10 protein-coding genes are annotated in these 14356 nt (G+C 64.8%); 4 read left to right on the forward strand and 6 right to left on the reverse strand.

From position 1 onward, the window contains the following. Positions 1-36: 36 nt before the first annotated feature. The 3 genes from AC6IY7_RS18345 to AC6IY7_RS18355 all read right to left on the reverse strand — a co-directional run bounded on the left by AC6IY7_RS18345 (position 37) and on the right by AC6IY7_RS18355 (position 4485). Entirely contained in the window at positions 37-963 is a 927-nt protein-coding gene (locus AC6IY7_RS18345; RefSeq protein WP_497780836.1) for a ketopantoate reductase family protein, read from the reverse strand. Between the two features lies 1 nt (position 964). After that, complete coding sequence (gene guaB, locus AC6IY7_RS18350; RefSeq protein WP_497780837.1) at positions 965-2455, reverse strand: IMP dehydrogenase; 1491 nt, start codon at positions 2453-2455, stop codon at positions 965-967. A gap of 221 nt (positions 2456-2676) precedes the next feature. Next, positions 2677-4485, reverse strand: coding sequence for an ABC transporter transmembrane domain-containing protein (locus AC6IY7_RS18355; RefSeq protein ID WP_497780838.1), 1809 nt, complete (start codon positions 4483-4485; stop codon positions 2677-2679). A gap of 295 nt (positions 4486-4780) precedes the next feature. Here AC6IY7_RS18355 and AC6IY7_RS18360 point away from each other — a divergent pair, with 295 nt between their 5' ends. Continuing rightward, positions 4781-4951 carry a hypothetical protein gene (locus AC6IY7_RS18360; RefSeq protein ID WP_166144260.1) on the forward strand — a complete coding sequence of 57 codons (171 nt, stop codon included), beginning with the start codon at positions 4781-4783 and terminating at the stop codon, positions 4949-4951. Positions 4952-5183: 232 nt separating this feature from the next. On the opposite strand, the gene AC6IY7_RS18365 is transcribed toward AC6IY7_RS18360, so the two are convergent. Both AC6IY7_RS18365 and AC6IY7_RS18370 read right to left on the reverse strand, forming a co-directional pair. Then, positions 5184-5897: a DUF1013 domain-containing protein gene (locus AC6IY7_RS18365; RefSeq protein WP_497780840.1), complete on the reverse strand. Its 714-nt coding sequence runs from the start codon at positions 5895-5897 to the stop codon at positions 5184-5186. Between the two features lie 196 nt (positions 5898-6093). Further along, positions 6094-7176: a hypothetical protein gene (locus tag AC6IY7_RS18370; protein WP_497780841.1), complete on the reverse strand. Its 1083-nt coding sequence runs from the start codon at positions 7174-7176 to the stop codon at positions 6094-6096. Between the two features lie 364 nt (positions 7177-7540). Here AC6IY7_RS18370 and topA point away from each other — a divergent pair, with 364 nt between their 5' ends. From topA to AC6IY7_RS18385, 3 genes are all read left to right on the forward strand, one after another. Beyond that, the gene (gene topA / locus AC6IY7_RS18375; RefSeq protein WP_497780842.1) at positions 7541-10456 is read left to right on the forward strand and encodes a type I DNA topoisomerase; all 2916 of its coding nucleotides are present in this window, start codon (positions 7541-7543) and stop codon (positions 10454-10456) included. Positions 10457-10578: 122 nt separating this feature from the next. Continuing rightward, complete coding sequence (locus tag AC6IY7_RS18380; RefSeq protein WP_497780843.1) at positions 10579-11883, forward strand: AAA family ATPase; 1305 nt, start codon at positions 10579-10581, stop codon at positions 11881-11883. Positions 11884-11886: 3 nt separating this feature from the next. Next, positions 11887-12543, forward strand: coding sequence for an RloB family protein (locus AC6IY7_RS18385; protein ID WP_497780844.1), 657 nt, complete (start codon positions 11887-11889; stop codon positions 12541-12543). Between the two features lie 7 nt (positions 12544-12550). Here AC6IY7_RS18385 and AC6IY7_RS18390 read toward each other — a convergent pair whose 3' ends face one another. Further along, positions 12551-14269 (reverse strand): VWA domain-containing protein, encoded by a 1719-nt coding sequence (locus tag AC6IY7_RS18390; RefSeq protein WP_497782885.1) that lies wholly within the window; start codon positions 14267-14269, stop codon positions 12551-12553. Positions 14270-14356 lie beyond the last annotated feature (87 nt).

Raw genomic sequence — 14356 nt, forward strand, 5'->3', positions numbered from 1 at the left:
GCCGAAGAGGCCGAGAATTACGCGAATTTCGTGCCGTCAGCCCGCGCAGGACCGGCTCGCCTCATAGGCGCGGACATGCGTCGCGGCGAGCTCCAGCGCCGGCGCCTCGACGCCGACCCGCTGCGCCCGCGCCAGCATGTCGCCGAGAATATGCTCGCCCTCCGTGCGCCCTCCTCGCTCGATGTCACGCAGCATGGAGGATTTGAGCGGCGAGCCTCGCCGCGTCAGCTCCATGCGGAGCTGTGCGAATGTCCCCGTCTCCGGCGGATGACCCTCGGCGCGCGCGACACTCTGGCATTCGGCGAGCAGCCGTAGGATCGATGACTCGCCGGAGGGGGTCGCCAACACGGTCCCTATGCTCGCGCGCATCAGCGAAGTCGTTCCCGCCAACGTCGCCAGAAACACGAATTTGTCCCAGAGCTCCTGCCCTATGTCGTCGGAAAGCCGCACATCCACGACCGTCTTCGCGAAAAAAGCGCGCAGCGCCTTGAGCCGCGCGTCCGTCCCGCCGTCGAGCGCGCCGAAATCGATGCGGTTCAATTCGCCGAAATGCCGTATGACGCCGTTCTCGCCGAGCGTCGCGCTGATCCGCGCCACGCCGCCGAAGACGCCCGCCTGCGGAAAGCGCGCCGCGATACGTTCGAGATGGGCGAGGCCATTGAGCAATGGCAGCACGCCGGTTTCCGGTCCGACGCCGCCGGCGATATTCTCCAGCGCTTCGTCGAGATCATAGGCCTTGCAGGTCAGGATCACGAGATCGAAAGGCGCGAGCGCCTTCGGGTCGCAGACCGCTTTTGCCGCGAGCTGCGCGCCGCCGAGCGCGCTCTCGATCGTGAGCCCGTGCTCGGCGAGGAGCCGCGCTCGCGCTTCCCGCACGAAAAAGGTCACATCCGCGCCCGCCTCGACGAGCCGTCCGCCGTAATAGCCGCCGACGGCCCCCGCGCCCAGGACGAGGATGCGCATGTCAGGCCCCGGTCGGATAATTCGGGCTCTCGCGGGTGATCGACACGTCATGGACGTGGCTCTCGCGCAGTCCGGCGTTGGTGATGCGCACGAATTCCGCCTTGGCCTGGAACTCGGGGATGGTCGGCGCGCCGACATAGCCCATGGCCGCGCGCAGACCGCCGGCGAGCTGATAGAGGATCGGGGCCACCGGCCCGCGGAACGGCACCTGGCCCTCTATGCCTTCCGGCACGAGCTTGAGGCTCTCCTTCACATCCTGCTGGAAATAGCGGGCGGACGAGCCCGCCTCCATCGCGCCGACCGAGCCCATGCCGCGATAGGATTTGAAGGAGCGGCCCTGATAGAGGAACACTTCGCCGGGGGCCTCCTCGGCGCCCGCGAGCAGCGACCCGATCATCACGACCGAGGCGCCGGCGGCGATGGCCTTGGCGAGATCGCCCGAATATTTCACGCCGCCATCGGCGATGACCGGCACGCCGGCCTTATGCGCCTCCTCGGCGGCGTCCATGATCGCGGTGAGCTGCGGCACGCCGACGCCCGCCACGATGCGCGTCGTGCAGATAGAACCGGGGCCGATGCCGACCTTGACCGCATCGGCGCCCGCGTCGATCAGCGCCTTGGCCGCTTCGCGCGTCGCAATATTGCCGGCGACGATCGAGACTTTGTTGGAGACCTTTTTGATGCGGCCGACCTGATCGAGCACCGCCTGCGAATGGCCATGGGCCGTGTCGATCACGATGAGGTCGACGCCGGCGTCGATCAATTGCAACACGCGCTCATAGCCGCGGTCGCCGACCGTCGCGGCGGCGGCGACGCGCAGCCGGCCCTCGGCGTCCTTGGCGGCGTGCGGATGCAGCGTCGCCTTCTCGATATCCTTCACCGTGACCAGGCCGACGCAATGATAATCCTCGTCGACGACGAGCAGCTTCTCGATACGGTGCTGATGCAGCAGGCGGCGCGCCTCCTCCTGATCGACGCCCTCGCGCACGGTGATGAGCTGCTTGGTCATCAGCTCGGCGACCGGCTCGCGCATATTATCGGCGAAGCGCACGTCGCGATTGGTGAGAATGCCGACGAGCTTGCCGGCCTTCTCGCCATGGCCGCGCTCGACCACCGGAATGCCGGAAATGCCGTTGCGCGCCATCAGCGCCAGCGCATCGGCGAGCGTCTCGTCCGGATAGATGGTGATGGGATCGACCACCATGCCGCTCTCATAGCGCTTGACCTTGCGCACCTCGGCGGCCTGGGCGGCGGGGGTGAGATTCTGGTGGATGACGCCGAGGCCGCCGGCCTGCGCCATGGCGATGGCGAGCCGCGCCTCGGTCACCGTATCCATGGCCGAGGAGATGATCGGCAGATTGAGCGTGATATCGCGCGTCAGCCGCGTCGATATGTCGACCTGCGACGGCATGACCAGCGAATGGCTAGGGCGCAGCAACACATCGTCGAAGGTCAGAGCCTCGTGCAACGGCGGTCGTGCGTAAGATGTCATGGAGCCAACTCCCTCGGGGCGCAAAAACCGGCCACGCTCGAGGCCGGACGACGAAGAGACGGCGACGCGAGGCCATCTTCCGGGTTGGCGCGTGCTCATAGCACCAATGTGACGGAAGGCAAAATCTGCGCGAGGCGGCGGTGGAAAACTCGATCCGGGCCGCCGACGCGCCCTCCCCGGCCCTCTACCGCGAAAGCGGAGAAGGGCCGGGGAGCGGGCGATCAAACGCTCTCCAGCGCCGCCGCTTCCGCGCTCGTATCGAATTGCAGCCGCGCGAGCCGCGCATAGAGGCCGCCAACGGCGACGAGGCTCGCATGAGTGCCCTCCTCCACGATGCGGCCTTCGCTCATCACCAGAATGCGCGAGGCTTCGAGCACTGTGGCGAGGCGATGGGCGATGACCAGAGTGGTGCGGCCGCGCATCACATCATGCAGCGCCTCCTTCACCAGCGCCTCATTCTCGGCGTCGAGCGCCGAGGTCGCCTCGTCGAGCAGCAGGATCGGCGCATCGGCGAGAATGGCGCGCGCTACGGCGAGGCGCTGGCGCTGGCCGCCCGAGAGCGTGACGCCGCGCTCGCCGATCTCCGTGTCATAGCCCTGCGGCAGAGCCTCGATGAATTGCGCCGCTTGCGCGCGCTCGGCCGCCTCGACGATCGCCCCTCTCGAGACGCCCACGCGGCCATAGGCGATATTCTCGGCGACCGTCATGCCGAAGACGACCGGATCCTGCGGCGCCAGCGCGATGGCGCTACGCAATTCGACCGGATCGAGCGCGCGCAGATCGACGCCGTCGATCGTGATCGCGCCCTCCGACACGTCATAGAATCGCTCGAGCAGCTGGAACACCGTCGATTTGCCGGCGCCCGACGGGCCGACGATGGCGACGCGCTCGCCCGGCGCGACGGAAAAGCTCAGTCCCTCGACGGCGGCAGACCCCGAGCTCCCGGGATAAGAGAAGCAGACCTCGTCGAAAACGATGCGGCCGCTCACCGGCTTGGGCAGATGCAGCGGAACGGCCGGCGGCGCGACGGCGGGACTGACGGCGAGAATCTCGCCGATGCGGCCGGCGGCGCCAGCGGCCGCGGACACCTCGCTCCAGACCTGCGACAATTCCCCGAGCGAGCTCGCCGCCAGCACGGCGTAGAGCACGAATTGCGACAGAACGCCCGTGGTGATGCGGCCCGCCAGCACATCCTGCGCGCCGAACCACAACATGGCGACGACGCTGCCGAAGGCGAGAAAGATCGTGACCGAAGTGACCAAGGCGCGCGTCTGCGTCGCGTCACGCGCGGCCGCATAAGCTCCTTCCGCGGCCGCTCCGAATCGTTCGGCGGCGACCTGCTGCGCGTTGCAGGCCTGCATGGTGCGCACGGCCGCGAGATTTTCCGTGGCGTAGGCGCTCGCCGAGGCCAGCCGATCCTGCGCATGGCGCGACCGCCGCCGCATCACGCGCCCCGAGGCGATGAGCGGCAGCACGATGAAGGGGATCGCCGTGAGCGCGACGCCGGTGAGCTTGGGGCTCGTCAGAACCATCATCGCCACCGCGCCGGCGAACATGAAGAGATTGCGCAGAGCGATCGACACCGAGGAGCCGAAGACGGATTTCAGCTGCGTCGTATCGGCGGTGAGCCGCGAGGTCAGCTCGCCCGTCTTCGACCTGTCGTAGAAGGACGCGTCGAGCAGAGTGAGATGGCGGAAGAAATCGTCGCGCAGATCGGCGACGATTCGCTCGCCCAACGTCATCACCAGATAGTAGCGCGTGCCCGAGGCGAGAGCGAGAATCGCGACGACGACCACCATCGCGCCGAAATAGGCGTTCACGGCCGAAGGGTCGTCGGTGGAAAATCCGTGATCGATCATGCCGCGCACGGCGAGCGGCAGAGTGAGCGTCGACAGCGCCGCCACGCCCAGCGCGACCAGCGCGAGCGCGATTCGGCCCTTGTAACGAAAGGCGTAAGGAAGAAGCGGCTTCAGCGCGTCGAAGGCGCGTAGCCGCGATCGAAAATCGGAAGAAGGGGTTTCTGCTGTCATGCCGGCGGATATAGGCGCCGAACCGGGAGCATTCCAAGCCGTATCGCTCCGCCGCGCAATTTTCGCGGCGAGGCCCATCTTGCCGCCCGCCGCGCCAAGCGGTTGATTTGGCTCCACATAGGAAAAATCGCCACAGTTTCGCGAGAATCTGCTCCCGCAGCGCGCTGGACAGTCGACAAGGTTATGTTAGGCTTGTCATCGTCGAAAAGACGGCCCCGCAGAGAGGGGCAGGAGCGCACCCGTCACCGGCTGAACGATAAGACGGGACGTTCCGGAAACCAAAGGAGTGACACCAATGGCTGAAAAAGAATTCGAACTCAACACCACCGTCTATATTTTCGCGGGCGTCGGCGCCCTTCTGCTCGGCGGCCTCGGCGCTGCTGGCCTCGGCGGCGTCGCCAATACGCTTTCTGCGGCCGTTGTCGGCGCTCTCGCCGGCGGCATTCTCGGCTTCTACTTCAAATAAGCACGAGCCGTTCTCTTCTCCCCCTCTGGGCGCGACACGGGGGTGCAGTCTGCAGGCTCCCTGACGACACGTCCAAATTGTAACGCCGGCGACCGCCTGTCGCTGGCGTTACTTTTTGTCGACCCTACCGATCGCCGATCCCAGCTGAGTGAGACGCGAGAGGCTCGACCTGTGCGCAAATAACCACAGGGCGCCGCCTGCGGTAAATGCGCCAGATTGTCGCGCCCCCTCCTCAGTCGTCGAAATCGAGGCTCTTCAGGCGGCCGAACACGCGGTCGGCGTCGAAGTGATCCTCCTCCTCGACCGGCGCCGGCGGGCGCTTGCCGAACACATCCTCGGTCGTCGTCGGCTCGTGATGGGGCGCGGTGGTGATCTCGGCCGGCTGCAGCGTCTGGCCTTGCTCCTCGAGCACGGCGGGACGGTCCTTCGCGGCGCGATTGACCTCGAAATCGAGATCGATCTGCGAGCAGAGGCCCAAAGTCACCGGGTCCATGGGCGCGAGCGCCGCGGAATTCCAATGGGTGCGCTCACGCACCGCTTTCAGCGTGCTCTTCGTCGTGCCGACGAGGCGCATGATCTGCGCGTCCTTGAGCTCGGGATGGTTGCGCACCAGCCAGAGAATGGCGTTGGGGCGGTCCTGGCGCCGCGACAGCGGCGTGTAGCGCGGCCCGCGCGCGCGCTTGACCTCCGGGACTTTGACCTTGGAGACCAGGAGCGACAGCCGATGCGCCGGGTCCCGCTCGCCGCGCGCGATCTCCTCGCGGGTGAGCTGCCCCGAATTGATCGGATCGAGCCCGCGGATCCCGGCGGCCACTTCGCCATCGGCGATGCCCTTCACCTCGAGCGGATGCAGCTTGCAGAAATCGGCGATCTGGTCGAAGGCGAGCGACGTGTTCTCGACGAGCCAGACGGCGGTCGCCTTGGGCATGAGCGGAGCGGTGCTCATCGATCGATTCTCCTTCAGTGGTCCATGCGCCATAGGTCCGCGCGCGAGAAAAGCCGCGCCCGCGCCGCGGGGCCGAAGCCGCGATATTTACGGATAACCATGCGGGGGATGTTCTCCATATAGACCGGCCGCCCACGAAGCGCAATCGCCGATCGGCGCGCTTTCGCGCCCCTCAGCCCCCCTTTCCGCGCCATTCTCAAAGCCCGTCCCGCGCATGGGCGGGCCGCAGTCCGCGCACATAATCGGGCAGGGCCGCGCCGATCGCCGCGCCGAGCCGCGGGCCGTGACGATGAAACAGCAGCCCGGCGGCGATCACAGCGACGCCGATCCCGGACAGAGCGAAGGGAAACAGAATCGAATCCTTGAACACCTCCGCCGCCAGATGGCCGAGATAGAGCGTGATTCCAAAAGCGCCGAACACGGCGTAGGCGCGGCGCATGAGCACCAGCGACAGCAGCAGAAGGCAGAGATTGATCGCGCAATAGAGCGCCTTGCCGATCTCGTCGCCGCTGTGCTGCGCCGTCAGCCCGCCCCAGAAGGCGAGGAGCCCGGACAGATGCAGCCAGAAGGCGAAGTCCCCTCCCCGCCAGCGCTTCAGATCGACGAGCCAGGCGACGGCGATGACGAGCGCGCCGAAAGCGAGGCTCACATTGGCGCGCTGCTGATAGGTGAAATGCGCCTCGTCCAAGAGCCAGGGGGTCAGGTCCATGGACATGAACCACAGAGCGAAGGCTATGATCATGGTGAGGAAAGGAAAGGGGAAAAAGACGAGGGCGAGGAGCGCCGCCGCAATGGTCCCGAGTTCCATGGGCAGCCAGCTCGAGCGGATCCAGACATAAAAGTCATGATAGGGCGCGGCTTCGGTCGGATCATGGCCGCCGAGGAGCTGGAGCGCGAAGACGAACAGAGGCGCCATGGACACGGCGCAGGTCACCAGCAGGCCGGCGGGCGTGCGCAGGCCGCGACGGCGCCAGAGCCACGCGCCCGCCCCGGCGAAGCCCACGCCATAGGCGAGCGAGGTGAGCATGAGCGCGCGCGGGCCCCAGAGGCCGAAGGCGGTCGTGCTGAACAGGCTCATCGCGCCCATCACGATCAGCGCGCCCATATACCAGAGCACATTGACGATATCGAAGCGCGGCGCGCCCTCCGCCATCGTTCCGCGCTCGGCCGCTCCCCGCTCGTCGAGGAATCGCGACAGGCGCTCATGGGCGGCGGCGTCTATGACCCCGGCCTCGCGCGCCGCGCAAAGATCGTCGGTGGTGAATTTCGATCGGGCCATGGCGAATTCTTCCCGTCCTAGAGCGTTTCCAGCCGAAGTGGGCGCCGGTTCGGCGTTGGAAACGCGTCAAAACAAAAGCCTAGAGCATTCGGGAGCGGGCGCGGCCTCGGCTGCGCTTTCTCGCGCGGACTATAGCCGTCCCGCCCCGAATTCACCCCTGCATAGAGCGCGGATGGGGACGAAAATGTGTGCCGCCGCAATTGGCGATCAACGTCCGATCCGGCCGCGGCCGCCGGAGGGCCGTCTCACCCCCTATTTGACAGGACGCCCCCCTTTTGCCCATGTTCGCGCCCCAACCGCGGGCCGGGCCCCCGGCAACGCCCCAGGCGGGCCGCCCGCGACCGGATTTCTGAAGGACTGCTCGATGAACGTCGTCATCGTCGAATCGGCCGCCAAGGCCCAGACGATCAACAAATATCTCGGCCGCGATTTCAATGTGATCGCCTGCTACGGCCATGTGCGCGACCTGCCGCCCAAGGACGGCTCGGTCGACCCTTCGGAAGATTTCGCGATGAAATGGGAGAGCGACGCCAAATCGGCCAAGCGCATCTCGGCGATCGCCGAAGCCGTCAAAGGCGCCGACAAGGTCATTCTGGCGACCGATCCGGATCGCGAGGGCGAGGCCATCTCCTGGCATTTGCTCGACATATTGAAGAAGAAGAAAGCGCTCGGCGACAAGCGCATCGAGCGGGTCGTCTTCAACGCCGTCACCAAGGACGCCATCAAAGAGGCGATGGCGCATCCGCGTGAGATCGATCAGGCGCTGGTCGACGCCTATCTCGCCCGAAGGGCGCTGGACTATCTCGTCGGCTTCACCCTTTCGCCGGTGCTGTGGCGCAAACTGCCCGGAGCGCGTTCAGCCGGCCGCGTGCAGTCGGTGGCGCTGCGCCTCGTCTGCGACCGCGAGCTCGAGATCGAGAAATTCGTCACCCGCGAATATTGGTCGCTCATCGCCCATCTCAAAACCAAGGCCGGCGACCCCTTCACCGCCCGCCTCTCGGGCGCGGACGGCAAGAAGATCACGCGCCTCGACATCGGCTCCGGCCAGGAGGCCGAGGATTTCAAAAAGGCGCTGGAGAGCGCCGCCTTCACCATTCGCTCGGTGGAGGCCAAGCCGGTCAAGCGGCACCCTTACGCGCCCTTCACCACCTCGACGCTGCAGCAGGAGGCGTCGCGCAAGCTCGGCCTCGCCCCGGCGCAGACCATGCGCATCGCCCAGCGCCTCTATGAGGGCGTCGACATCGGCGGCGAGACGGCCGGCCTCATCACATACATGCGAACCGACGGCGTCGATATGGCGCCGGAAGCCGTAACGGCGGCGCGGAAAGTCATCGCCAAGGAGTATGGCGAGCGCTTCGTGCCCAAGGTTCCGCGCAAATATACGGTGAAGGCCAAGAACGCCCAGGAGGCGCATGAGGCGATCCGTCCGACCGAGCTCTCGCGCCTGCCCAAGCATGTCGCCAAGCATTTGGAGCCGGAGCAGGCCAAGCTCTATGAGCTGATCTGGACCCGCACCATAGCGAGCCAGATGGAGTCCGCCGAGCTCGAGCGAACCACCGTCGACATCGACGCCGCCGTCGGCAAGCGCGCGCTGGAGCTGCGCGCCTCCGGCCAGGTGGTGCGCTTCTCCGGCTTTCTCGAGCTGTATCAGGAGGGCCGCGACGACGAAGCGGACGAGGACGGCGGCCGCCTGCCGCCGATGCAGCCCGGCGAGCCGGCGACGCGCGAGAAGATCGACGCGAGCCAGCATTTCACCGAGCCGCCGCCGCGCTTCACCGAGGCGACGTTGGTCAAGCGCATGGAGGAACTCGGCATCGGCCGCCCCTCCACCTACGCCTCGACGCTGGCCGTGCTGCGCGAGCGCGATTATGTGCGGCTCGACAAGAAGCGCCTCGTCCCCGAGGACAAGGGCCGCATCGTCACGGCCTTTCTGGAGAGCTTCTTCTCCCGCTATGTGGAGTTCGACTTCACCGCCGATCTCGAGGAGAAGCTCGACAAGGTCTCCAATAATGAGATCGACTGGAAAGAGGTGCTGCGCGACTTCTGGACCGATTTCTCGGGCGCCGTCGACGGCACCAAGGAGCTGCGCACCACCCAGGTGCTCGACAGCCTCAACGATTTGCTCGGCCCGCATATCTTCCCGGCCAAGCCCGACGGCTCGAACGCCCGCGCCTGCCCGGCCTGCAGCGCCGGACAATTGTCGCTGAAGCTCGGCAAATTCGGCGCCTTCATCGGCTGCTCCAACTATCCCGAATGCCGCTTCACCCGCACGCTCTCCCCGCCGACCGGCGACGCGGCCGAGGGCGCGCGTCCCGGCGTGAGGGTTCTGGGCCAGGACCCGGAGAGCGGCGCCGAGATCACTCTGCGTGGCGGTCGCTTCGGCGATTATGTGCAGGAGGGCGAGGCGGAGGAAGGCGAGAAGCCCAAGCGCTCCTCCATCCCCAAGAGCATCAAGGCCGACGAGCTCACGCTCGAGCAGGCGATCCGCCTCTTGTCGCTGCCGCGCGAGGTGGCGAAACATCCAGAGAGCGGCGAGCCGATCGTCGCCGGCATCGGCCGCTTCGGGCCCTATGTCCAGCATGGGAAGACCTACGCCAATCTCGGCCGCGATGACGATATTCTCTCGATCGGCGGCAATCGCGCCATCGACCTCATCGTCACCAAGGAGAGCGGCGGCGGCGGATCGCGCTTCGGCCGCGCCTCGGACCCGGGCCGCACGCTCGGCGACCATCCGCAAGGCGGCGCGATCAGCGTGAAGAGCGGGCGCTTCGGCCCCTATGTGAATTGGGGCAAGGTCAATGCGACTCTCGCCAAGGGAACCGATCCGGCGAGCCTGACGATCGAGCAGGCCGTCGAGCTCCTGGCCGCCAAGGCGAGCGGCGCCGGCTCCGCCAGCGGCAAGTCGCTCGGCGACCATCCGCAGGGCGGCGCCATCACCGTGCGCGAGGGCCGCTACGGTCCTTATGTCAATCACGGCAAGGTCAACGCCACTCTGCCCAAGGGCATGGGCGTCGAGGATGTGACGCTGGATGAAGCGATCCGTCTGATCGAGGAGAAGGGCGGCCCGGTGAAGGCCAAGAAGGCGCCGGCAAAGAAGGCCGCTCCCGCCTCGAAGGCCAAGGCGCCGGCGAAAAAAGCAGCCGCCAAGAAGGACATAGAAGAGAGCGACGAGGTTCCCTTCGCCGATTCCAAGCCGGCGGCGAAGGCTCCCGTGAAAAAGGCCGCCGCCCCGAAGGCGCCGGCCAAGAAGCCCGTCAAGAAAGCGGCGTCGGGGAAGTGAGCGGAGGCGCGAAGCCGCGATTTCGCGCCGCCTCTCGTTGCCTTGACGCATTTCACACGTCATATTCACAGAATGTCGATGAAAATCGCCTATAGACTGCGCAATAGCTGAAGGACGATCCGATGCTGTTGCGCTTTTCCGTCGCCAATTTCGGCTCGATCCGCGACGAGCAGCAATTGTCGATGATCGCCTCCGCGCTCAAGGACGAGCCCGGCGGCCTCATCGACACGCCCGCGCTGCGCTCCGAAAAAATCCTGCCCTCGGCCGTGATCTATGGCGCCAACGCTTCCGGCAAGAGCAATCTCGTGCGGGCGTTGGCGCATATGCAGTTGCTGGTGCGCAACTCGCACCGCCAGGGCGAACCGGGCGCGCCCATCCCGCTGAAACCCTTTCTGCTCGACCCGGCCTATGCGACGAAACCCAGCGTCTTCTCCATCGAGTTCATTTGGAACGGCGCGCGTTACGCCTATCGCTTCGAGGCGCTGGGAAATGAATTCACGCAGGAATCGCTGCATGTCTGGCGCGGCGGGCCGGTCACGCTGCTGTTCGAGCGCGAGCGGCAGGAGTTCAAATTCGGTCGGAGCTTGAAGGGGCGGAACAAGGTCATCGAGGATTTGACGCGGCCGAATAGTCTTTTTTTGTCGGCGGCGGCGCAGAATAATCATGAGGAGTTGGGCGAGGTCGCGAGCTTTTTCTCTTTAATTACAATTGATAGTGAAGTTCCAGAGATGCTAGAAGATGTATCACAAATACTTGCAAATACGAAAATTGATTTACGAGTGATAAATTTTCTCTCTCGCATTGAAGCTGGGATAAACGATGCTCGCATCATTAGAACTCAGTATAATGTTGAGGTTGGCGGCGTCCTATACGATGAAGCCAACACATGCATTTACTCGAACAATGCAGGTGTCCGCCTTCTTCGTAGCGGACATGCTGTTGATAGCAGAAATAATGTTCGACAAAATCGGTCATCGTTCCAACTAGGCCACAATGCTGCAAATGGAAAAGTAACATTTCTTGACCTGACGGATGAAAGTGCAGGTACGGTCCATATCCTCTCCATGCTCGGCCCGATCTTTCGGTCCTTGGACGACGGCTTCCCCATTGTCATCGACGAATTCGGTAGCCACGTCCACACGCGCGCCTCTGAGCTGATCCTCTCCCTTTTCGCCTCGAAAGACACAAACCCCAAAGGCGCCCAGCTGATCGTGACGACGCACGACACCAATCTGCTGAACGCCCCTGCCCTTCGGCGCGATCAAGTCTGGTTCACAGAGAAGGATGAGACCGGCGCGACGCATCTCTATCCCTTGAGCGACATAGAAACGCGTAAGGGCGACAATCTCGAGAAGGGCTATCTGCAAGGCCGTTATGGCGCCATTCCCTTCGCGGGCGCCGCCGCCGATCTGCTGAAGACGAACTGACGCATGGCGCGGGACCGCTGGGACCTCGCGCGCGACAAGGCCAAGCGCCAGCCGAAGCGTCGAATCATCATCTATTGCGAGGGCAAGAAGACCGAGCCATCCTATTTTCGCGCGCTGGAGCGCCACTATCGGAATGCGCTGATAAAGGTCGAGACCATCCAAGCCGGCGTGCCGATGACCGTCGCGGAACGAGCGGTCGCTCGGGCGGTCGAGGAAGGGCTGGCGAAGCGAAGCCGCCGCAAGCCGAAAAATTCGTTCGAGGAGGGCGATCAAGTCTGGGCGGCCTTCGATGTCGACGACCATCCTCGATTCGACGAAGCCGTCGCGCTATGCGTCTCGACAGGCGTCGGCGTGTGCCGCTCGAACCCTTGCTTCGAGGTGTGGCTCATCTTGCATGAGCAAGAATTTCACAGCCCCGCCGACCGTCACTCTGTATGCGCGCTTCTCGAACGCCTGCGGCCGGAATATGACCCGAACGGCGCCAAGACCTGCGATTTCGAGGAAATGGTCGGGCGGGTCGAGATCGCGGAAGAGCGCGCCATAGCGCAGCTTCAAAGCCGCGAAAAAGAACGGACGCCTTTCGGGCGTCCGTCCACCACCGCCGGCGAGTTGACGGCGGCGATCCGCGAAGCCGCCGAGCTTCACAGGCCCAAGCGCTGACGTCCCCTCACTGCGTCAGCCGCAACGAGCCGAGCCCGGTGCCGATCGTCGAAAAGGCGAGGTTGAGGCTCGCGGCGTCGGTCGCCGCGAAATAATGGGCCGTATTGGTGGCGCAGTTCTTCAGCAGCGTCAGGCCTTGATCGTCGATCGGATCGCTCGCGATCGAGAAGCCGATGGTGAAAATCTCGATTCCCGCCGCCTTGGCGTTGGCGCAGGCCTCGAGCGTCAGCTCGTCCTCGGCGCTGCGCGAGGTCGAAAGATAGCTGGAACTGCTGCCGGCCGAAGCCGTCAGCGACGACTGGTAATTGACGCCGTCGCCCGTCCTTCCGTCCGGAAGGCGCCCATTGGCCGTTCCATTGTAGGTGTAATAGCCGAGCGACTCATAGTCCGAACCGACGAGCGTGCGCGTCTGGGCGCCCCAATTGTTGAATCCGTCCGTCATGAACACGATGACCTTGTGATTGCCTGACGCGCTATAGGCCCTGCCCTGCGTGAAGGGACCGACCGGCGAGATCGTCCGCCAGCCCCACATGAATCCGACATGCAGATTGGTGTTGCCGTTGGCCGTCAGCTGGCTGATCTTGTTGTTGACCGTCGTCTGCGTCGATGAGAGCGGCAGAACCGTCTGCGTCGAATTGTCGGGGCAGAACTGGTTCGGCCCGAAGAAGCTCGTCGGACCGAAGGAGCCGCTGATCGAATTGCTCGTATTGTATTTGCAGATATGGGTGAGCTTGCCCCATTCGGTGCTCGCCGTGTCGCTGCAGGACGAAGACGAGGACGAAGACGAGCCCCAGCCCCAACCCCAGCCTCCGCCCCAACCCGAATAAACGGTGTCGTTGTCGTTGAGATAGCTGTTGCCGTAATCATTGTCGCTGTCGGGCTCGTCGGGCGCGAGATAGGGGACGAACAGCGTCTCGGCGTTCGTAGAGGAAATCGTCAGATCCTGCACATCATACGGATATGCCGGCTCCTCGAAGCAACCGCGCCAATCGAGGCTCGAATTTCGCGCCTTGAGCTTGTTGAAAATATCGAAGCGATTGGTGAAGCCGGCAGCGTTGGCGTCCGCCTTCGCCTTTACCGGGTCGACCTTGCCGTTGCTGGCGACCTCGCCATTACTGAAAGCGATCCAATGCTGCGAATTGGCGCCGGCGAGATCGATCCACGACAGGCTGCGATTGGTCGAAACGGTCGGATCGAGGGCGACGACGCCGCCCGCGAAAGGCGTCACCGAGAACTTCGCCCGCCCCGGCGCCTTGGAGAACATGGTGTTCACGAAGCTCGTCGCGGCGCTCTGAAGCGCCTGAATCTTCGTCGTGCCGCTGGTGCTCTCGCTCATCGAGCCGGAATTGTCGAGCACCAGCGCGATCTCATAGGTGTCGGTCGGGCTGATGCCGCCCTGCAGCGCCGCGCAGGACGTCGCTCGAGTCGACATCGTGCTGATCCGGGCGATCTGCATGATGGTGGTCGCGACCTGCGCCTGCGCCGTGATGCAGAGCGACAGCCGATCCGTGGCGATCGTCGCCGATGTCACCGTCGCCGTGAGGTTGCGATAATTGGCGCCGAGATAGACCTGCGTCTGGCTGCGCGCCTGCTGATCGGTGGTGGAGGTGACAATGCCCTTGGCCACAGCGAGCACGGCCGCGTCCGCCGCCTGCTGCAGCGAGCCGCGCGCCGCGGCTACGCGGCCGTAATCGATTCCTGCGCCGATCATCATGATGACCGGCACGAAGCTCAAGCCGAGTATGATCGCGACATTTCCGCCCCGATCTTGCGCGAAAGAGCGAGCCGATCCCGATATAGGCCGCATAGTGGA

It is taken from the genome of Methylosinus sp. is20ea, from assembly GCF_059718135.1.